16 protein-coding genes, 1 pseudogene and 1 riboswitch are annotated in these 19641 nt (G+C 58.0%); of the genes and pseudogenes, 7 read left to right on the forward strand and 10 right to left on the reverse strand.

The window, feature by feature from the left end; all coding sequences use genetic code 11:
- Nucleotides 1-14: 14 nt before the first annotated feature.
- The 5 genes from Q1J88_RS05280 to gshA form a co-directional block, all read right to left on the reverse strand.
- Entirely contained in the window at nt 15-1565 is a 1551-nt protein-coding gene (locus Q1J88_RS05280; protein ID WP_301116518.1) for a PepSY domain-containing protein, read from the reverse strand.
- Between the two features lie 10 nt (nt 1566-1575).
- Complete coding sequence (locus Q1J88_RS05285; protein WP_301116562.1) at nt 1576-3588, reverse strand: TonB-dependent receptor; 2013 nt, start codon at nt 3586-3588, stop codon at nt 1576-1578.
- A 414-nt stretch (nt 3589-4002) separates the two neighbouring features.
- Nucleotides 4003-4389 (reverse strand): DUF2946 family protein, encoded by a 387-nt coding sequence (locus tag Q1J88_RS05290; RefSeq protein ID WP_301116519.1) that lies wholly within the window; start codon nt 4387-4389, stop codon nt 4003-4005.
- Between the two features lie 79 nt (nt 4390-4468).
- Complete coding sequence (locus Q1J88_RS05295; protein WP_301116520.1) at nt 4469-5794, reverse strand: sodium-dependent transporter; 1326 nt, start codon at nt 5792-5794, stop codon at nt 4469-4471.
- A gap of 37 nt (nt 5795-5831) precedes the next feature.
- On the reverse strand, nt 5832-7412 hold the full coding sequence (gshA, locus tag Q1J88_RS05300) for a glutamate--cysteine ligase (protein ID WP_301116521.1): 1581 nt from the start codon (nt 7410-7412) through the stop codon (nt 5832-5834).
- Between the two features lie 184 nt (nt 7413-7596).
- Here gshA and Q1J88_RS05305 point away from each other — a divergent pair, with 184 nt between their 5' ends.
- On the forward strand, nt 7597-8070 hold the full coding sequence (locus Q1J88_RS05305) for a hypothetical protein (protein ID WP_301116522.1): 474 nt from the start codon (nt 7597-7599) through the stop codon (nt 8068-8070).
- 50 nt (nt 8071-8120) lie between these two features.
- Here the strand turns inward: Q1J88_RS05305 and Q1J88_RS12900 are convergent.
- Nucleotides 8121-8399: pseudogene (locus Q1J88_RS12900) on the reverse strand (helix-turn-helix transcriptional regulator); the annotation flags it as partial.
- Between the two features lie 21 nt (nt 8400-8420).
- A riboswitch (SAM riboswitch) is annotated at nt 8421-8499 on the forward strand.
- On the opposite strand from Q1J88_RS12900, the gene Q1J88_RS05315 reads away from it, so the two are divergent.
- The 4 genes from Q1J88_RS05315 (at nt 8489) to Q1J88_RS05330 (ending at nt 12508) form a co-directional block, all read left to right on the forward strand.
- Nucleotides 8489-9742: a homoserine O-acetyltransferase gene (locus Q1J88_RS05315; protein ID WP_301116523.1), complete on the forward strand. Its 1254-nt coding sequence runs from the start codon at nt 8489-8491 to the stop codon at nt 9740-9742. (Overlaps the previous riboswitch by 11 nt.)
- On the forward strand, nt 9739-10410 hold the full coding sequence (metW, locus tag Q1J88_RS05320) for a methionine biosynthesis protein MetW (RefSeq protein WP_301116524.1): 672 nt from the start codon (nt 9739-9741) through the stop codon (nt 10408-10410). Before Q1J88_RS05315 ends, metW begins: the two co-directional genes overlap by 4 nt.
- A gap of 29 nt (nt 10411-10439) precedes the next feature.
- A complete protein-coding gene (locus Q1J88_RS05325; protein ID WP_301116525.1) occupies nt 10440-11687 on the forward strand; it encodes a muropeptide transporter in 1248 nt (415 codons plus the stop codon).
- Between the two features lie 38 nt (nt 11688-11725).
- Nucleotides 11726-12508 (forward strand): exodeoxyribonuclease III, encoded by a 783-nt coding sequence (locus Q1J88_RS05330; protein ID WP_301116526.1) that lies wholly within the window; start codon nt 11726-11728, stop codon nt 12506-12508.
- A 24-nt stretch (nt 12509-12532) separates the two neighbouring features.
- Here Q1J88_RS05330 and Q1J88_RS05335 read toward each other — a convergent pair whose 3' ends face one another.
- Both Q1J88_RS05335 and Q1J88_RS05340 read right to left on the reverse strand, forming a co-directional pair.
- Nucleotides 12533-13258, reverse strand: coding sequence for a hypothetical protein (locus Q1J88_RS05335; protein WP_301116527.1), 726 nt, complete (start codon nt 13256-13258; stop codon nt 12533-12535).
- A gap of 80 nt (nt 13259-13338) precedes the next feature.
- A complete protein-coding gene (locus Q1J88_RS05340) occupies nt 13339-14301 on the reverse strand; it encodes a class I SAM-dependent methyltransferase (protein WP_301116528.1) in 963 nt (320 codons plus the stop codon).
- A gap of 127 nt (nt 14302-14428) precedes the next feature.
- Here Q1J88_RS05340 and Q1J88_RS05345 point away from each other — a divergent pair, with 127 nt between their 5' ends.
- Complete coding sequence (locus Q1J88_RS05345) at nt 14429-15859, forward strand: iron-containing redox enzyme family protein (protein ID WP_301116529.1); 1431 nt, start codon at nt 14429-14431, stop codon at nt 15857-15859.
- A gap of 106 nt (nt 15860-15965) precedes the next feature.
- Nucleotides 15966-16649, forward strand: a complete 684-nt coding sequence (gene pyrE, locus Q1J88_RS05350; RefSeq protein ID WP_301116530.1) for an orotate phosphoribosyltransferase — start codon at nt 15966-15968, stop codon at nt 16647-16649.
- A gap of 2 nt (nt 16650-16651) precedes the next feature.
- Here the strand turns inward: pyrE and gatB are convergent, their stop codons facing one another.
- Both gatB and gatA read right to left on the reverse strand, forming a co-directional pair.
- Complete coding sequence (gene gatB / locus Q1J88_RS05355) at nt 16652-18109, reverse strand: Asp-tRNA(Asn)/Glu-tRNA(Gln) amidotransferase subunit GatB (protein ID WP_301116531.1); 1458 nt, start codon at nt 18107-18109, stop codon at nt 16652-16654.
- Nucleotides 18109-19641 carry an Asp-tRNA(Asn)/Glu-tRNA(Gln) amidotransferase subunit GatA gene (gene gatA / locus Q1J88_RS05360; protein WP_301116532.1) on the reverse strand — a complete coding sequence of 511 codons (1533 nt, stop codon included), beginning with the start codon at nt 19639-19641 and terminating at the stop codon, nt 18109-18111. Before gatA ends, gatB begins: the two co-directional genes overlap by 1 nt.

Below are 19641 nucleotides of genomic sequence, written 5' to 3' on the forward strand. Positions count from 1 at the left end.
TGGGTTGTTTGATGTCATGCGCGCCCAACGCGTGCAGTGCGGCGCAATCGGCGCCAGCCAATCACGACTCCCGCCCCCGACACCACGATGCCGCCTATGCTCAATGCAAGCAATATGGCGTTGCGCAAAGGTTTCGGCTCAAGAAGCGCCGGAAGATCCCAGCTATGCAGGAAGTAAAACAACCATCTTCCGACCCGTTGCCTGTAAGACAGGCTGGACACGACCAGGCCGGTATTCAGGTCAATATAGATTCGGGTACGGTCGGCATCAAGGAAGTCCAGGCGTAGTGCGGGCAGGCCATGGATGCGAGCGCCATTCATGGCTTCGGCCTGTCGCTGGTAATAATGCGCTTCGTAGCGGCGAATGACCTGCTCATCGGCAGTAGGCGCGTCGAACAGGCGGCGTGCCGCCGGAAGAATGTCTGCTTCGTCCCATGCTTGCTGTACGCTCAGCTCGCCTTGTTTCAAGGTGACCAAACGGGTGGCGGCTGTACGATCATAGGCCAGAACATACGGACGGCCACCCACACTCAGCCAATGCAATTCAACAGGTCGGAAGCGCGTGTGGTTGAGCGTCGCTATGATGGCGGAGGGGTCGGCCAGCGGTCCGATATCTGGCGAAATCCTGCCTTGGTAAGCCACGTGGTCGGGTCTGGCAGTCGCAGAAAAAACACCCCCGGGATTCATCGACATGAGGCCACTGAATATCCAGGTAAAGATGAAGCCGCCAAACAGCAGGCCTGCAATGTGGTGCCATTTCATCCAGTGTTCCCGATATGGGGACCGGGATCCGGATTTATATCGTCTGCCGAAGCGCCACCGCCAGAGTCCAACGCACAGGCCGCTTACTGCCGAAATTGTCGCTGTGAAGGAAAGAAGGATTACTGTCCACGTCCAGCCGGGGTCGACCGATGTTCTGCGGAACATGTAAAGCCAATGCAGCCAGGCTCCCACATAATTCCATCTCTGTTGAGACAGAGGTGCGTCCATCACGACTTGTCCCGTTTGTGACGACACGTACAGCGTGAGGGGCTCGGTAGCGAAGACCGTGACCTTGTGCAATGGACGGTGAAGGTCCAAACCTCGGGAATGCGTCCATCGGTCTTCATGAATCAGCCCTTCGTAACGGGTTGAGGCATAAGCGTCAGTGCCGGACGATTCCTCAATGGGCGAGGCTGCATTTATAGTCGTTGCGATGAATGCGGCGCTGGCAGCTATGGCTTCTTCTTCCCCGAAAGGGGTGGTCAGCGGCCTTGCGGTTTGACCGTGTGTTACCTGGAAGCGTCCACCGGTGCTGACTACATAGCGAGGGTGGCCTGATACCGAGGTCAGGACGATTTCGCCTGAGCCAATACCATCGCTGGAAAATATGGGCGACGTTATGCAACATTCGCTGCTTAGTTCGGAAAGTGCAGCCAGTCGCTCCCATGGGGTGAGCTTCGGATACCCGATCCACAACATGACGATGCCACTGACGAACCATAGCAGCATCAATACGCAACCGCCGATGCCGGTCCAGCGGTGAACCAGATAAACCCATTGGCGGATATTGGAAGCCAAGCTCATGCCCGAACACTCAGAAACGGTGGTTCAGAGTCAGCTCGAAGCGGCGCCCCGGGCCATACAGCCATTGTGTTGACGTGTAGTACGCGGTGGTGAAATAGGGCCGGTCAAAGACGTTGTAACCGTGAGCGGAAATCGTGGTTTGTTTGCTGACGTTCCACCGTAGGGCAAGGTCGGTGCTGGTATACGAGGGCAGCTCAAGGGTATTCGCGGCGTCGGCATATCGCTTGCCCACGTACTGCACGCCGCCCATCGCCGTCCAGCCGGGTCGGAAGTTCCAGCTGAGCCAGACGTTTGCCATTTTCTGGGCCACGTCAGGAGGAACTTTCCCCTGGCGCGAAACCGTCGTTGAGCCGCTGGGTTCGTCGAAATCGTCATAGCGCGCCCGCAAAATGGTACCTGCCGCCTGCAGCGTCCAGTTGCGCGCAAACTCAACATTGATCGAAGCCTCCAGGCCGCGCGATGACTGTCCGCCCACCTGCACTCGTTGGGAAGGGTTGGTAGGGGAGCGGCTGAGCAGGTTGGTTTTCTTGATCTGGTATGCGGCCAGAGTCCATGCCCCTGCATCTTGCATGAAGCTTTGCTTCAGGCCTATCTCGTACTGATGGCCCGTGGCCATTTCGAACTGACTGTTGGCCGGGTTAAGCATCAGAAGAGCGCTGACCGGATCCGCTGCACGCGAGTACTGTGCGTAAATCGAGGTATTGGCAGTCAGGTCCAACACGGTGCCAATGCGATAACCCAGGTTGGAGTAACTGCGGTCAAATGCGCGCTGGCCCTGCACGAGGTCATCGCGACTGACTTGGGCATGGTCGTATCGCAAGCCGGCAATGAGCGCCCATTGCCCGGTCAGCCTGAGGCGGTCTTCCAGGAATAAGGCGTACTGTCGGGCGTCATTGCGATACCGCGGAATTGTGGGCTCGTCACTTTGGAAGTAACCGGGTGAAAAGTCGTAGGGATCCACTGGGCCCGAGCTTCCGGTGTAGGTATTGTTGGCATGTTGAAACCTGCTCCGGTTGATGTCGAACCCGGCCGACAGGGTATTTGGCATCGTGCCAAGCTGTCCGTCCAGTACCACATTGGCTGTCATGCCGATTTGTTTTTGGTCGTGATCGATCTCGGTGTTATCCGAGCGGTCGATCATGCCTGACGTGGTGTTATATACGTACCGCTCGGCGTTGTGCCAATGCCTGTTGCTTCGGATGTCGTACAGCTTTACCTGGACGGTGGCGGAATCGCTGGGGGTCCAGAGAACATCAAGTTCAGTCCAACGGTCCCGATAGCGAATGACCCCGTCCTGGACGTTGTAATTCTTGTGACGCAACGACTCCAGTTGCCGGCCGTCGATTAGTGGCGTGCCGAAATATGTCATCGGCTTCTGGTAACCATACGTGTGACTGAGCCTGAGACTAAGGTCTTGGGTGGGGTCCCATTGAAGTGAGCCAGAGAACGTTGCGTCCTTTGATTTGCCACGATCGACCCAGTTATCGGCGCGGTTGCCGGCAAGGTCCAGGCGGTAGGACACAGTGTCGCTCAGGCTGCCACTGCTATCCAGACCCTGGCGCAGCGTGTTGTCGGTTCCGATTGTGGTTTGCACTTCGTTCCGGATGGGTCCGTGGCGCGGTTTGCGGGGAACGACATTCACGACGCCTCCAATCGCGCCATCTCCGTAGATGACGGATGCTGGCCCGCGTAATATTTCAATTCGTTCCACCGACCAGGTGTCGAATGGGAACGTCACTCCAATGCCACCGTACTGGCGCAGGCCGTCATAAAGACGCATGACGGACGTACTGTCGGTAAATCCGCGGGTTGACAACGAAGAGCCCCCGTTTCCGGGATGGCCCATGGCGCTCACTGTGCCTGTCCGGACGATGGCGTCGCTGATGCTGGCGTCACCCCGGGCCTCCATCTGATTCCTGTCGATGACACTGATGCTGGCGGGCGTCTCGCGGGCGCTCAGGTTCAGATTCGAGCCAGTGTGGGTGGGTGCGCCGAGCGACGCAGAGCGATCGCCCGCGACCACAATCGGGCTCAAGGCTGCAGCTTCGGCTGCGAGCGACGCAGTGCCGTGCGAAGACTCCTGCGCGAAGCCTGACGCAGGGGTGAAAATGGCAATGGCTATCAATGCGGTATGCGGCAACGCTGCGCCATACCGATGCGAAGACTCGCCTGTGGCGGTCTGCGCCAAACTGGATTGTGTTTTCACGCGCAATTCCTGAATGAACCGTATCGTTTCCAGGCCAGAAGCCCGGCCTGAAACCTGTCTGCGCCATTTATGCTGTCGGCAAAGGCAAGCAGACCTCCATAGCATGGATTCGATGGTTGTCGGGTAGTTTTCGTGTCATTGACGCGGCGGGCCCCAGGGCGACCTTGCGGCCTGTCAACGCGATGCGCATTGGCAGGACGGTCCGCGTATCAATGCAGGATTGTGGTTTGGTCAGGAACGGAAAGGGGGAGCGCGGGCAAGCCCCGGGCTCCAGTTGGAAGCTGACTTCGGAGGAGATGTTGCTGCAATGTGCACGCGCATGGCAGAAGCCGCGCGAGCCATTGGAGCGACTGAAATGCCTTCCGGTGAAGTGGAAGGCTGGAAACACAGCAGGCAGTGGCCTTGTGTGGAATCTGTAACCTGCTGCTCTGCTTCAGGGTCGTCATCTATTTGGATGGCGATGTGCTGCAGGCCTTCTGCACTGCATAGTTGCGCCCATACCGTTCGGGATGCATCGGTTGCGCCAAGGCCCATCGCCAGGGATGGGGCCAGCGTCGAGAACAGGAAGGCCAGCAATACCAGCCAACTGACAGGGTGCCGTAGTGTGGAACGAGCCATGGGCTTGATCAGGCGGTTAGCTGCTACGTGGGTGCAAGTGCAGGAATCTTAGCACGTAGTGCAGCGCGAATACGCCCCTTTAGCCTCGCAGGCCGTTCCAGAGAATGATGCCGATGGCAATAGGGCTGAGGACGCCGATGAGAACGCGCCGCCAGATCGTGATCAGGCTGCGGGTTTGTTCACCATGCCATTCATCCTGGAGCTTGCGCCAGATTATCCAGCCCGCAAACAACGCTGTGAACAGGCCTCCGACAGGCAGCATGATATTTGTAGCCGTGTAGTCGAGCCATTCGAATGCATTGCGGTCGCCCCATTGCAAAGCCGGCATGGCACCCATGCTAAGGGACGCCAGGACACCCAGAAAGAACAAAGAGACGCCGGCTGTGACACAGGCTGCTCGCCGGCTTAGCCCTGCGTGTTCCATCAGGAAGGCCACCACAACTTCAAGCATCGAGATGGACGAAGTCAGCGCGGCAATAAAGAGCAGGGCGAAAAAGATGGCGCCAAAAAAATTCCCCCATGGCATGTATGAAAACACCATGGGCATGGTCACGAAGGTAAGGCCCGGCCCGGCTCCCTGATCAATTCCCAGGGCGTACGCCGGCGGCAGCACCAGCAGGCCTCCCAGGACACAGCTGAGCAAGGTAAGAAGGGCGACCGTCAGGGCCGCTCGACCGATGTTGGTGGATTGGGGAAGGTATGAGCCGTAAGTAGGCATGATTCCCAGCGCCAGTGACAGCGTAAAAAAGGACAGGCCCAGGGCATCCAGCACCGATTGCATGGTCAGGCCGGCAAAATCCGGGATCAGAAATGCGGTAACGCCCGCCAGAGCCCCGGGCACCATCAGGCCGCGGACAATCAGGATGCACATAAGGATGAACAGGCATGGCATCAGCACCTTGGCAATTGCTTCGATGCCGCCGCGTACGCCGCCTATGACCCCGCCAACTGTCGCAAGCATGAATAAGGCGTGGTAGAACAGAGGTTCCCACGGGTGCTGTGCCAAAGCCGCAAAACCAGCCTGAAGGGTGTCGGGGTCGCGGGTCAGTTCAGCAGTCAGTGTCTTCCAGATGTAGGCAACCGTCCAGCCGCCTACCACGCTGTAATAAGAAAGTATGGTCGCGCTGGCAAGCACTCCCAACAGTCCGACCAGACCCCACGCAGTGCCACCCAGTCGACGGTAGGCGCCGAACGCTCCAGCGTTACCGGCGCGACCGATGCTCATTTCAACGCGCAGCAATGCCAGGCCGATGGTAAGGGTCAGCACCGCGAATAGAAGCAGAAACGCACCACTGCCTTGATGGGCCGTAACGTAGGGGAACTTCCAGATGGCCCCCAATCCCACCGCCGAGCCGGTAGCGGCAAGAATGAAACCAAGGTTTGATCCCCAACGGGCACGTTCCATGTCGTCTCCTCAAAATGCAGCCGGTTGGCCGCAGGATTCAGGCTGCCGTGGCAGGACGAAGCAGGCCCGCATGATAGCGGGCGACGTATTCGTCGAAGCTTTCTGTGTCGTTGTTTTCGAGTTCTGCCTGCGCAATAAGCGATTCCGCCGCTGCGCGCGACAGAGCCTGCTCTACGTCAGGGTCAAGCGGTGTGCCCAGCAGGGTGTCACGATGGTCACGGCTTTGACGCAAGGTGAACTCATGAAGGCTGAGCCCCTGCTCGCGAAGGTCGCGCAGCAGGGTGGCAGAAGGAGTGAGTTCAGGATCTTGAACTTTCTTGATCTGCACTTCGAGAGCTTGCTGATGCGTGTCGCCTCCCTCGTGGGCATCCAGCAGGCTGGCGTATTCACGCATGCGCTCAAGCAGCTGCGTTCCCCAGTCGTGGACACTGAGTTGCCGGCCTCGATGGGTCAGCATCAGGCCGGGTTTACGTCCTTCCTTGGCTACGAGACTGAAGTTGTCGTGGCTGTCGCGGCAAAAGCCGTTCTGTGGAAAGAAAGGGCTTTCTTCGACGGCGCAAAATAACAGGAAGGTGTCGATGAATCGGCTGGTTTCGGCGCTGATGCCCAGCGGGGCGTACGGGTCGATGTCGAGACAGCGGACTTCGATGTACTGCACGCCGCGCGCTGCCAGGGCGCTGGAAGGGCGCTCTCCGCGTTCAACCGTGCGCTTGGGCCGAATGCTGGAGTAGTATTCGTTTTCGATCTGCAGGACGTTGGTGTTGAGCTGTATCCACTCGCCGTCTCGATGAGTGCCGATTGCCTGATAGGCAGGCCATGGGGTGGTTACTGCATCGTAGATTCGCTGCAGAAATGTTTCGAGGTCGTTGTAGCACAGTTGCAATTCGGACTGGGCCTTGTCCTGGTTGTTGTATCCCAGATCGCTCATGCGCAGGCTGGTCGCATGGGGAAGGTACAAGGTGTCGGAATCAAGAGTCTGTAAATCGTGGGGCGAGTCGCCAAGGAAACTGCGCGAAACCGCCGGCGAGGCGCCGAACAAATACATCAGCAACCACGAAAACCGGGTGAAATTGCGTATCAGCGCCAAATAGCCCTTGGAGCGGCGCTCGACTTCATTGCCTCCTTCGGTGCCCAGGATACTCCACAGCTCTTCGGGCAGGGAAAAATTGTAGTGAACCCCTGCAATGCACTGCATTGTCTTTCCGTAACGTTCGGCCAGCCCTCGACGGTAGACGTGCTTGAGCATGCCACTATTGGACGTGCCATACCATGCAATGGGAATCTGGGGCTCGGGTGGCAAGTGGCCGGGCATCGACTGATTCCACAGGAGCTCGTTGCCGATGCGGCCGGCGACGAACTTGTGGATATCGCTCAGTTCGCCAAGCAAGCGCGGAACCGAGTCGTGGGTATCCGTAATCAGTTCGAGCAACGCTTCGGAATAATCAGTAGTGATGTGCGGATTGGTTAGTGCGCTGCCCAGATCCGGAGGGTGGGGCGAGAGGGCAAGGGCGCCTTCCGCGTCCACGCGCAGACCTTCTTTTTCGATGCCGCGCAAAATACCGGACAGCATCGGAATGTGAGGCCGCAGCAGGCTGTGGCGTGGATGGATTTCTGTCATTGAGTAAATTTATAGCTTGATACGAACGATGGGATGATTTTACCCGAGCACTTACAATGCCCGAATGAAGCTATTGTCGGCCATTTTTGGCGGATAGGTGCAAGTTTGCTGTGTCACGGCAAGTAAATGGTGGGCGGAGTTTTTGGAAATTGAAATGGGCATTTGGCGGATTTGTGCAGCAATAATGGCGGCGGTACTGGCAAGCGGGTGCTCGCCCGAGTACAACTGGCGCGAGGTCGCCGTCAGTGACCAGGTTGGAAGGGTATTGTTTCCGGCCAAGCCGCGAGTTGAGACGCGAGAGCTTCCGTTCGGTGAACATGCCTTGCAATTTACCCTGACAACGGCGAAGGTCGACCACAGCATCTTCGCGGTAGGCAGCGCTCCGTGGCCCGCCACATTGGAAAAGGACGAAGCCTTGCAACAAGACGTGGGCCGTGCCGTGATGGCGTCGTTGTATCAGAATCTTGATAGCCAGGTTCCTGACCCGCTTCCGCAGTTCGGTGAGCGCTTCGAGATTGCTACCGGAGCAACCCGGCTTCAGGCCCGCGTCTGGGTATCGAGGGAAGGTCTCATCGAGGGCGTGGTCATGGGCCCAGAGCGTGAGTTTCCGAACGCCGCTGCAGACGAGTTTCTGGGCTCGGTGGCCAAGGGTCGATGAGCAACGGGCGGTTTTGGCAGCAGGCCATGACGGTAAGCCGCCGAGATGGCCGCCTGACGTCCGCGTGATTGCAGCTTACGACAGGCATTCTGAATGTGAAAATTGATGGTGCGTTCGGTAATACCCACGATGACGCCGATTTCCCAACTGGTTTTGCCCATTGAGGCCCAATGCAGGCATTCGAGCTCGCGCCCCGTCAGCGGCTTCATTCCGTTTCCTCCTGATGGCGACCTGGGCGGTCGTCCGTTAGTTATTGGTTGTTCTACCTCCGACTGTAGCAACTTTACGCATATGGGTAAATCTTCGGCGGACAAAAGCGCGCTGGCCATGGTGATAGAATAAGGTCAATCCATGTTTGTGGCGCCGATTTGCCTGATCCGCTTGCGGGCGCCTGATAAATCCAGCTAAAGAGGTCCATATGGCCCCGTTAAACACATCCCCTGCAACCACAGACCCCTCCGCCGCAACCTCCACTTCCGGCCAAGCGGCCATCCCCGAGGGTTCAGTGGGCCTGGTGTCTCCCCAGTTCATCCCTTTCGACGAACCGCTTCAGCTAAGCAGCGGCAAGGTTCTGCCCCGCTACGAACTCGCGGTTGAAACGTACGGAACGCTCAACGCCGAACGCAGCAATGCTGTATTGATCTGTCATGCACTCAATGCGTCTCATCACGTCGCCGGAATGAATGCGGACAACCCCAAGGATGTGGGGTGGTGGGACAACATGGTCGGGCCTGGCAAGGCCGTGGATACCGATCGCTTTTTTGTCATTGGCGTGAACAACATCGGATCGTGCTTTGGTTCGACCGGCCCCGCCAGCATCAATCCAGAGACCGGCAAGCCCTGGGGGGCGTCGTTTCCCATGCTGACGGTAAAGGACTGGGTGCTGGCTCAAGCTCGCCTGGCAGACCACTTTGGCATAGAAAAATTTGCTGCGGTCATGGGGGGCTCGCTGGGCGGCATGCAGGCGTTGGGATGGGCCATAACTTGCCCGGATCGAATCGCGCATTGCATCGTCATAGCCAGTACACCCCGCCTGTCGGCGCAGAACATCGGCTTCAACGAAGTTGCCCGCCGCGCCATTATTTCGGACCCGGATTTCCATGGTGGAAATTATTACGATCATGGCACCGTGCCGCGCAAGGGCCTTGCCGTGGCCCGAATGATCGGGCACATCACCTATCTGTCTGATGACGATATGGCGGCCAAGTTTGGCCGTACACAGCGGGCTCCGGCTGCCAATGGCGAGTATCACTACGGCTACGATGTCGAGTTTGAAGTCGAATCGTACTTGCGCTATCAGGGCGACAAGTTCTCGACGTATTTCGACGCCAACACCTATTTGCTGATCACCCGGGCGCTGGATTACTTTGATCCATCGCGCACGCATGGCGGCGATCTGGCCAAGGCCCTGAGTGTTGCCAAGGCAGAGTTTCTGCTGGTGTCGTTCAGTACCGACTGGCGGTTTCCACCGTCGCGCTCGCGCGAGATCGTGCAGGCCCTGCTCAAGAACAAGACACCGGTTACGTATGCGGAAATTGACGCGCCCCACGGTCACGATGCCTTCTTGCTGGACGATCCGCGGTACCACGCCGTGGTGCAAGGCTACTATGATCGGATCGCGGCCGAGCTGGGCCTGCCGCAGCGCAAATCCGTAACGGGGGTGCTGGCATGAGTCAATCTCAAGTAGCCGTCCCGAAACCTGCGTCGCCCGCGCGTGAAACGATCAGGCACGCGCTGCGGCCTGACCTGGCGCGCATTGCAGACTGGATCGATGACGGCAGCCGGGTCCTTGACCTGGGGTGTGGCGACGGGACCCTGCTGGCCTACTTGCGTGATCATAAAAACGTGGACGGCGCAGGGGTCGAGTTCAACGATGCCAGAGTGATCAGTGCCATACGTAAGGGCGTCAGGGTCATCCAGCAGAATCTTGAGGAAGGCCTGGCGCTGTTCGACGACCAGCAGTTTGATTCTGTGGTGTTGTCGCAAACCTTGCAGTCCATGCATCACACCGAGCACATACTCACGGAAATGGCGCGGGTGGCGCGGTTCGGTATTGTGTCCTTTCCCAATTTTGGGTATTGGCCGCACGGATTCTCGATTTTGCGTGGCCGCATGCCTGTCACCGGCGAAATGCCCTACCAGTGGTACGACACGCCGAACATCCATTTGTGCACTCTCAAGGATTTCGAGTCGCTTGCACAGAAGCTTGACCTGCGGATTACACACCTCGCTACGTTTAATCGCGGAAAAGAGGTAAAGTTCTTGGCTGGCTGGCGTAGCACGTTGGCCGTATATCGTTTCGAATCGCCACTGGCGGCATCGAAGCAAGGAAAACCATAAAACAAGATCGGGGGGCGACAATCGCTTCATTGACCAACGTCTATGCCAGCCCGCGCGTTGCGCCATTGCTGGTGCTCGGCTTTGCCAGCGGATTGCCGCTGGCCCTCACGAGCGGAACCTTGCAGGCCTGGGCTACCGTAGCAGGGGTGTCCCTGCAAAACATCGGCTTTCTTACTTTGGTTGGCACGGCCTACACCTTGAAGTTTCTGTGGGCGCCGCTGGTAGACCGTTACGCCCCGCCGTTCCTGGGTCGGCGCCGTAGCTGGATGTTCATCTGTCAGGTCTTGCTGGCCATATCCATTGCATGCATGGGCCTGCTATCGCCCGCCCACAATCTGGGATGGCTCGCCATGCTTGCGGTTCTGGTTGCCTTTCTGTCGGCGACACAGGATATTGCCTTCGATGCTTACAGTACTGATGTGCTGCGGGATCACGAGCGGGCAGCCGGTGCAGCGCTGAAGGTTCTGGGCTACCGGCTGGCCATGATAGTTTCGGGCGGACTGGCGCTGGTGCTTGCGGGTACCTGGCTGGGCTGGGAGCACACCTACATGTTGATGGGGGCCTTCATGCTGGTCTGTGCAGTGGCTACGCTGGTTGCTCCTGAACCCGAAGTGCTGGTGGCGCCCCCTCGCACCTTGGGGCAGGCGGTGGTTCAGCCGTTGGCCGAGTTCTTTGACCGCCGTGGCGCCATCATGATCTTGCTCTTGATCGTGCTGTATAAGTTGGGCGATGCCTTTGCCGGGGCCTTGTCCACAACCTTCCTGCTGCGTGGCGCCGGCTTCAGCACCGAAGAGGTCGGTCTGGTCAACAAGATCTTCGGACTGGCCGCTACCATCGTCGGTGCTTTGGCTGGTGGTGCCCTGATGTCGCGCATGGGGCTCTACCGCTCGTTGATGTGGTTCGGAATCTTGCAGGCGGTTTCCAATTTCGGCTATTGGATCCTGGCCGTGACGCCGCCACATCTTTATTCGATGGCGCTGGTGGTAGGTGTTGAAAATATCTGCGGCGGGTTGGGAACTGCCGCATTTGTGGCATTGCTGATGGCCCTGTGCAATCAGCGTTTCTCGGCCACGCAATTTGCCCTTTTGTCGGCCCTGTCGGCGGTAGGGCGCACATATCTGGCGGGGCCGCTGACGCCGCCCCTGGTCGAAAGCCTGGGGTGGCCCACGTTTTTTGTCCTGACCGTACTTATTGCCTTGCCGGGTTTGCTGCTGCTGTGGTGGAAACGTAATGACATCCGCAGTCTGGATAAAACGCCAGAACAAGCGGCCGCCTAGCGCCCCCTTATTCGTTTGTTTCTTATGCAGGGATTGTGATGTTGCGTGTTATTTCCGCGAATCTGAACGGAATCAGGTCTGCGACGAGTAAAGGCTTCTTGCCATGGGCCGAAGCGCAAAACGCAGATTTCATCTGCTTGCAGGAGCTCAAGGCGCAGGAAGCCAATATGACTCCCGAGATGCTGGCCTTGCCCGGTACCAGGGGCTATTTCCATTACGCCGAAAAAAAAGGGTACAGCGGTGTGGGAATCTACGCTCGGCACGAACCCAAGGACGTTGTCATCGGCCTGGGCGTACCAGAGATCGACGCGGAAGGCCGTTATATCGAGCTCGTTTATGACAAGCTTGCCGTGATTTCAGTTTATTTGCCTTCGGGCTCCAGTGGTGAACATAGACAAACCGCCAAGTTTGCGTTCATGGAACATTTTTTCGGTCACCTGCACGATTTGTCGCGGCGTGACTGCCAGGTTCTGTTGTGTGGCGACTGGAATATCGCGCATAAGGAAATAGATCTCAAGAACTGGAAAGGCAACCTCAAGAACAGCGGCTTTTTGCCGGAAGAAAGGGCCTGGTTGACTCGTGTTTTCGACGAGCTGGGCTGGGTCGACGTTTATCGCCACCTGTACCCGGACGCAACGGGCGACGCTTACACCTGGTGGAGCAATCGTGGGCAGGCGCGGGCCAAGAACGTTGGATGGCGCATCGATTATCAGATCGCCACCCCCGAAATCGCGGCTACCGCCAAAGAAGCCTATATATACAAAGAACAGTGGTTCAGTGACCACGCACCTTTGACTATCGATTACGATTGGACGCTGTAAGCGTTTGGATTGCCGGCGGGGCGTTCAACGCACGGGAAGAAAGTTAAAGAACAACAATCCTTGCATATAGTTGATGCCCACCCGCCGGACGTTTTCGTCAAGCAGGTTTGCCACCAGATCGAGCCGACCAACCATTTGCCCGAACTCTCGTTCGAAGCTCAGGTTAGTGACGTCGGAAGACATTTCATTGGCCAGCAGCAGGGGGGTGCCATCCACGTTTCGGCGGCTTGTCAGCAGCCAGGCTGCGGTTTCAACGTTACGTGCTGCGTTGTAGACATGTCTGGCGTCCAGAACATCTGAAACGTAGAAGCGTGTTTTTCCTCCGTGCGACTGGATGACCATGTCGGCCAGGCCCAGTACGAAAGCCGATACCCTGTCTCCCTGATAATCGGGATCCAGTGCGACGGACAAGATCTGGATGTCGCGCAGCCCGTGAAGGTCCTTGGGAGTTTTGCCGTTTTGTATTGCGGCACTTCCTTCGGCAATGGCAGCCTCCAGGGTGGTGGCACCGGATTTTCTCCATTCTCGAGGGTTGCGTCGGTACAGCTTTTCCAACAGGCGGGTCAGGCTGTCGAGATTGTCTCGCATGGCCACTGTGACAGTTCGATTGAAATCTGTCTGGGCAAGCTGGTCAAACGACATCTCTTCAGTCGAAGGGCCTTTACCCGACGATACCGCAGGCGGTGCCACACATCCGGTCAAAGAAAAGCTCAGTATCAGGATCGACAGTGCAATCCGGCAGCGACTCATAGTGTTGATTCTTGGAGTTCGTGGGTCGGGTAACTGTGCGCGCCAGCGAAGCAGTCGCCCAAGACTTTAGCAGAAACCGGTCATCCCGCCGTCACCTCAAGAACCACGGCAGCGATGCGGTCGGCGTCTTCGTACGGTGGGTGATCAAGCTCTTCACCAAAGACGTCTGGATCCATTTCGTGGTAGCTGCAGTGCCATGCGGATGGCAATGATTGCAGAATGGGCCGGGCGCTGTGCAGAAATGTGTCGAAACCGTCGACAATAGTGGAACCGGTATATAGCAGCAATGTGCCACCGGGTCTTAATCTTGGCAGGGATGCTTCCAGCATGGCCACTGCCAGTTCCTGACCATGGCTCCCGCCCCCATGGCGGTATGAGCGTTTCAGCGAGTCGTTCAGGTAGGGTGGATTGGCCACGATCAGGTCGAAGTCCTCGTGGACTCCGTCGAGCATGTTGCTATGAACGGGACGAACATTCTTGAGGTTTGCGATATATGCATTGATGCGTGCCAGACGCAAAGCGCGTGCATTGATGTCGCCGGCCCAGATTTCTGAATCGGGATGCGCGAGGGCTATCCGAAGAGCACCGGCTCCGGTGCCGCTACCAATATCCATGGCGCGTTCGACCGGAATTGTCCGTTGCTTCAGGCAGGCATCAATTGCGCGCGCAAATCGATACGTGTCAGGTCCGAAAAAAACGGCATCGGCCTGTGTGGTGGGAAAGGCGGTATGCCAGAGCAGCAGCTCGTCCATTGAAGACAGGCGCAGGGTGCTTTTGAACCCACCCTCTACAGGCGTGACTATTTCGGCCTCGTTCATAAGATCCAGAATCTCGGATGGAAGCATGCTGTTGCGGAAGGGCCGGCTCCAGCCAAATACGGCACGCAGATCTGTAGCCCAACCGTTTGGCGGACGCGCATTGACTCGTTCGTGGGTGGCAGGGGTAGGCGTAACAAATTGATATCCAAGGCTGCGCAGGGCGTTGGCCAGTCGTACCAGTGCAAGATCCTGTACCGCGAGAGCGTCGTGTTGATTGGGGTGCATGCCGCTGAGTTCCGTTTTGCAGAGGGCTCAACATAGCACGCCGCGAGTTCGCGACACAATCTGGTGGCGGGCACGGCGATTGCTTTAAGGGAACACGGCCCAGAGAAGGGCAACCGGAGTAAAGACGATGTCAGCATTGCCTATTTACCGCAGCCAGAGCACCACAGCGCCAGCACTATTGGCGCAAGATATCTATGGTTCGCTTTATGAAGTCACGCCTCGCGCTGAAATGCTTGAGGCGGCGCGCGCCTATCTGGAAGAATGCATGGAGCAGGCCCAGGCCTTTGATTGCGATCTTCCTGCCGAACCTGCTGCACTGGAAGCCTGGATGAAACGGCGTCATGATCAGGTGGGGAGGCAGTACCTGGATTATCTCAAGCAACGGAAGCTGGGCGCACCCAGACGCTATTTTTCAAATCGGGCCCATGTACTGTACTTTCTGCAAGGTGTGGCGCCGACCAAGTTTGTGGACGGCGCCTGGTTATACGGGCTTCTGCCTCAGTGGCAGGATGATCGGTTTCGCGCCTTGATCCGCATTTATCTCGAAGAACTGGGCGAAGGCCGGGCTGCCGATAACCACGTATCGATGTATCGCAGGCTGTTGGCAGTCAATGGCTGTGAGCACCTTATGCCCCTGAGCGACGGCCATTACGTGCAGGGCGCAATACAGCTCTGTCTGGCCAGGCTCGCGGCGCAATTCATGCCCGAAGTGGTTGGCTTCAATCTGGGCTACGAGCAGTTGCCGCTGCATTTGCTGATCACAACCTACGAGATGAAGGAACTGGGGCTTGACCCATACTACTTCCAGGTTCATGTAACCGTTGATAATGCAGGCACCGGACATGCGCGCAAGGCGCTTGAGTCGGTAAATGTGCTGCGCCCGGCGGGAATGGACACCCGCCATTATTTTGAGCGCGTGCGTCGTGGCTACCGTTTGAACGACTTGGGCCAGAGCACGCTATCTGTCATCAAATCGTTTGATATCGACAAGGAAGTTGTCCGCGTTCTGGCTGACAAAGCGGAGCACGGACAGCACATGCATTCGGATTACTGCAGATTTGGCGGCAAGACGGTTAACGAGTGGCTCTCAAACCCCGAGTCCATTGCCGGGTTTCTGGAGGCTCTTGAGCGCCAGGGCTGGATAAAGCGCAATCAGGATCCGAAACAAAGCCGGTTCTGGCGTCTGCTGGAAGACGAGGGCTCAGACATGTTTGGTGTGTTCAGCGGTTACGAACGACAGGTCATTCATGACTGGATCGCCGGCGACTGGCAAGAAGGACGCGAGAATCGACGTCCCGGGGTCGAGCCTGTACGCATCGATAAAAAGCTGGCTCAGCGCTGGATCGGTCGGGACTCTGACGGCAGCAGTATTCAGGCAGCGCCGAGCGACGACGATTTTGGTGTTGAAATGCGCGACTTTGAGACCGCGGTGATGCGTGCCCGAAGCCGGCCCGAACTTATGGAAAGGCTATCTGCAATGATGGGGCCTTCGAGTCATCACACGCCGGTGGGCTTTGCTGCGACACGGATGTATGGGCGCCTGCTTGATATGGCGTAAAAAAACTGCTGATTCAGGCAGCGGTTTTCTATTTGCACGGGCTCTGCCTGCAAGCGATGGCCAATATGTTCGATAATATGGCTTTTCAAGTTTTGATTGTTGAGCCATGGCCGAAACCACTTCCCGTACCGACTTCGTTCGATTTTCCTTAGAGCAGGGCGTATTGCGCTTTGGCCAGTTCAAGGTTAAGTCTGGACGCGTCAGTCCGTACTTTTTCAACGCCGGGCTATTCAATTCAGGGGCATCAGTAGGCCGGCTGGCCGGCTTTTATGCCGAGGCTCTGATCAAATCCGGCATTGAGTTCGACATGCTGTTCGGGCCGGCCTATAAGGGCATTCCCCTGGCAACTGCGACGGCCGTTGCCCTTGCCGCGCATCCGGCCACTGCCGATCGTCACATTCCATTTGCCTTCAACCGGAAGGAAGCCAAAGACCACGGCGAGGGTGGAGTGCTGGTCGGTGCTCCCCTTCAGGGCCGGGTAGTGATTATCGATGATGTGATCACAGCAGGTACCTCGGTGCGCGAATCCGTTCAAATTATCCGGCAAGCGGGTGCCGAGCCGGCTGCCGTTCGGATTGCATTGGATCGCATGGAGCGCGCCGGCACCGACGACGCGCTGTCGAGTCATTCTGCTGTGCAGGATGTGGCCAGATCGTACGGCATTCCGGTTGTCAGTATTGCGTCGCTCAGCGACATCATGGAACTGATGGAAGGCGATGCCCAGTTTGGAGAGCATCGCGAGGCCGTAGCACAATATCGCGACAAGTATGGTGTCAGTCAAGACACCTGAACTTATCCGTCGAGTTTTTCCTTGAGCAGCTGATTGACCTGCTGGGGGTTGGCCTTGCCCCTGGCGGCCTTCATTACTTGCCCGACCAGCGAGTTGAAGGCTTTGTCCCGCCCGGCACGGTATTGCTCGACAATGGCGGGGTTTGCGGCCAGCACTTCGTCGATCATGGCTCCGATGGCGCCGGTATCGCTGATCTGCTTCAGGCCACGCGCTTCAATGATGGCGTCGGGGTCTCCGTTGTGCTCGCCTTCCCACATGGCGGCGAACACGTCGCGTGCAATCTTGTTGGAGATGGTGCCATCGACAATACGGGCAATCAGGGCAGCGAGCGCCTTGGGCGCCACGCGACTATCGGCAATTTCGATCTCGTCGCGGTTCAGTGCGGCAGATAGTTCGCCCAGTATCCAGTTTGCGGCAAGCTTGGCCTGTCCTTGAGGCACATGTCGGGCAGCTTCCTCGAAATAGTCGGCGTACGCACGGTCCATCGTCAGCTGGGCGGCATCATAAGCCGTGACACCCAGCTCGGTCTCGAACCGCTGGCGCTTGGCTGCCGGCAGTTCAGGCATATCGTCCTTGATCCGCTGGATCCAATCCGAAGTGATGCAGAGCGGGGGAAGATCCGGGTCGGGGAAGTAGCGATAATCGTCTGAATCCTCTTTTGTACGCATGCTGCGGGTTTCGTCGCGATCTGCGTCGTAAAGGCGAGTTTCCTGGCGTACGGTTCCGCCGTCTTCGATCAGCTCGATCTGTCGCCGGGCCTCGTACTGAATGGCGCGCTCGAGAAAACGGAATGAGTTGAGATTCTTGATTTCGCAGCGAGTGCCAAATTCGGCCTGTCCCTTGGGACGGACCGACACGTTTGCATCGCAACGGAACGAGCCTTCCTGCATGTTTCCATCGCAGATTCCCAGCCATACGACCAGCGAGTGCAACGCGCGGGCGTAGGCAACTGCTTCTGCCGCCGAGCGCATCTCGGGTTCGGAAACGATCTCCAGCAGCGGTGTGCCGGCGCGGTTCAAGTCGATTCCGGTCGACGATTCACCATGCGGACCGGTGAAGTTTTCGTGTAAGGATTTGCCTGCGTCCTCTTCGAGATGGGCGCGCGTCAGATTGACGGTGTGTTCCTGTTCGCCTACGAAGAAGCGCAGCGAGCCGCCCTGGACTACGGGCAGTTCGAACTGGCTGATCTGATAGTTCTTGGGCAGATCGGGATAGAAATAATTTTTTCGCGCAAAGACAGAACGAGGCGCGATCTGTGCGCCAACCGCCAGTCCGAAACGGATGGCGTGTTCAACGGCCCCACGATTGAGCACCGGCAGACTGCCGGGCAAAGCCATATCGACCTCGTTGGCCTGCGTGTTGGGCGCTGCGCCAAAACGGGTGCTGCTGTTCGAGAAAATTTTCGACTCAGTGGCGAGCTGAGTGTGTGTCTCGAGCCCGATGACGATTTCCCATTCCATTATTGCTGTTCCGGTTTACGTTGATGCCAGTCGGTTGCCTGCTGGAAGCGGTCGGCGATGGCCAGCAAGCGACCTTCGTCGAAGTAGTTGCCGATGATTTGAAGCCCGATGGGCAACGGTTTGGAGGTCGTGCTGAAGCCACAGGGAACAGACATGGCGGGCAAGCCTGCCAGGCTGACACCCAGGGTGTAGATGTCGGCAAGCCAGTCGGCTGTGGGATCGTCACGGTTTTCACCGATGCGCTTGGCCACAGCTGGAGTCACCGGCCCCATGATCACATCGCACTGCTCGGCAAAGGCTTGTTGAAAGTCATTGGCGATCATGCGCCGCACGCGTTGTGCCTGCAGGTAGTACGCGTCGTAGTAGCCGTGGCAAAGCACATAGGTACCCACCAGTATCCGTCGAATGACTTCGGGGCCGAATCCCTCGGCACGGGAACGGCTCGTCATGTCAGCCAGATCGGTGTATGTAGCTGAGCGATGGCCGTACCTGACTCCGTCGTAGCGTGAAAGATTGCTGGACGCCTCGGCAGGCGCAATGACGTAGTAGGCTGGAATCGACAGCTTTGTGCGAGGCAGCGAGATTTCTACCCGCCTGGCACCCAGCGCTTCGAACGTTTGCAGTGCTGCTTCGACTGCTTCGGCGATGTCGTTATCAAGACCCTCGTTGAAAAATTCGGCCGGCACGCCGATACGCAGACCCGACAGGGGCTTTGCGCCCGCTTCGTGTTGTGCGCCCATCGCTGCTTCAAACGCGGCGCGGATGCGGCCGGGCTTGTTGGGGATGCCGTCGCAATCGGCCAGGCTGGTCGCGTCGCGCTCGTCAAAAGCGCTGATGGGGTCAAGCATTTCGAGCAGGTCGCGGGCGTGCCGTGCCAAGGGCCCTGCCTGATCGAGACTGGAACCGTACGCCACCATGCCATAACGCGACACCGTACCGTAGGTGGGTTTAATGCCGCTGACCCCGCATAATGCGGCAGGCTGGCGGACAGACCCTCCGGTATCGGTGCCTGTAGAAGCGATGACAAGGCCGGCGGCCACTGCAGCCGCCGAGCCGCCCGACGATCCGCCGGGGACGGTATCTGTATCCCAGGGGTTGCGCACGGGACCGAAGGCCGAGTTCTCGTTGCCCGACCCCATGGCGAACTCGTCGCAGTTGAGCTTGCCAAGGGAAACGGCCCCGGCCTGCTCGAGCAAGGAAACGACCGTGGCGTCGAACGGGCTGGTGTAATTGGACAGCATCTTGCTGGCAGCCGTGGTTCGCCAGCCCCGTGTCACAAAAACGTCTTTGTGAGCGATGGGAATGCCGGTGAGCGGACCGGCGTTTCCGTTGGTCAGCAAGGCGTCCGCTGCACGTGCCTGAGCGCGGGTAAGCTCGGCGTCAACGTGCAGGAATGCATTCAGGTCGGCGCGGGCCTCGATGGCCTGCAGGGCGCTTTCGGCAACTTCCAGGGCGCTTATCTTGCGTTGGACGAGCGCCGAGCGCAGGGCCTCGATGGAATCGAATTCGGAGTGTATGGGCATGGTGGACAT

It is taken from the genome of Pusillimonas sp., from assembly GCF_029263785.1.
In the GTDB taxonomy this organism is placed as follows: Bacteria; Pseudomonadota; Gammaproteobacteria; order Burkholderiales; family Burkholderiaceae_B; genus Pusillimonas.

Excerpts from the sequence above, each read along its gene's own strand:
- Q1J88_RS05280 (WP_301116518.1), bottom strand. The coding sequence starts at position 1,565 with ATGAGCTTGGCTTCCAATATCCGCCAATGGGTTTATCTGGTTCACCGC.
- Q1J88_RS05290 (WP_301116519.1), bottom strand. The coding sequence starts at position 4,389 with ATGGCTCGTTCCACACTACGGCACCCTGTCAGTTGGCTGGTATTGCTG.
- Q1J88_RS05295 (WP_301116520.1), bottom strand. The coding sequence starts at position 5,794 with ATGGAACGTGCCCGTTGGGGATCAAACCTTGGTTTCATTCTTGCCGCT.
- gshA (WP_301116521.1), bottom strand. The coding sequence starts at position 7,412 with ATGACAGAAATCCATCCACGCCACAGCCTGCTGCGGCCTCACATTCCG.
- Q1J88_RS05305 (WP_301116522.1), top strand. The coding sequence starts at position 7,597 with ATGGCGGCGGTACTGGCAAGCGGGTGCTCGCCCGAGTACAACTGGCGC.
- Q1J88_RS05315 (WP_301116523.1), top strand. The coding sequence starts at position 8,489 with ATGGCCCCGTTAAACACATCCCCTGCAACCACAGACCCCTCCGCCGCA.
- metW (WP_301116524.1), top strand. The coding sequence starts at position 9,739 with ATGAGTCAATCTCAAGTAGCCGTCCCGAAACCTGCGTCGCCCGCGCGT.
- Q1J88_RS05330 (WP_301116526.1), top strand. The coding sequence starts at position 11,726 with ATGTTGCGTGTTATTTCCGCGAATCTGAACGGAATCAGGTCTGCGACG.
- Q1J88_RS05335 (WP_301116527.1), bottom strand. The coding sequence starts at position 13,258 with ATGAGTCGCTGCCGGATTGCACTGTCGATCCTGATACTGAGCTTTTCT.
- Q1J88_RS05340 (WP_301116528.1), bottom strand. The coding sequence starts at position 14,301 with ATGCACCCCAATCAACACGACGCTCTCGCGGTACAGGATCTTGCACTG.
- Q1J88_RS05345 (WP_301116529.1), top strand. The coding sequence starts at position 14,429 with ATGTCAGCATTGCCTATTTACCGCAGCCAGAGCACCACAGCGCCAGCA.
- pyrE (WP_301116530.1), top strand. The coding sequence starts at position 15,966 with ATGGCCGAAACCACTTCCCGTACCGACTTCGTTCGATTTTCCTTAGAG.
- gatB (WP_301116531.1), bottom strand. The coding sequence starts at position 18,109 with ATGGAATGGGAAATCGTCATCGGGCTCGAGACACACACTCAGCTCGCC.
- gatA (WP_301116532.1), bottom strand. The coding sequence starts at position 19,641 with ATGTCCACCATGCCCATACACTCCGAATTCGATTCCATCGAGGCCCTG.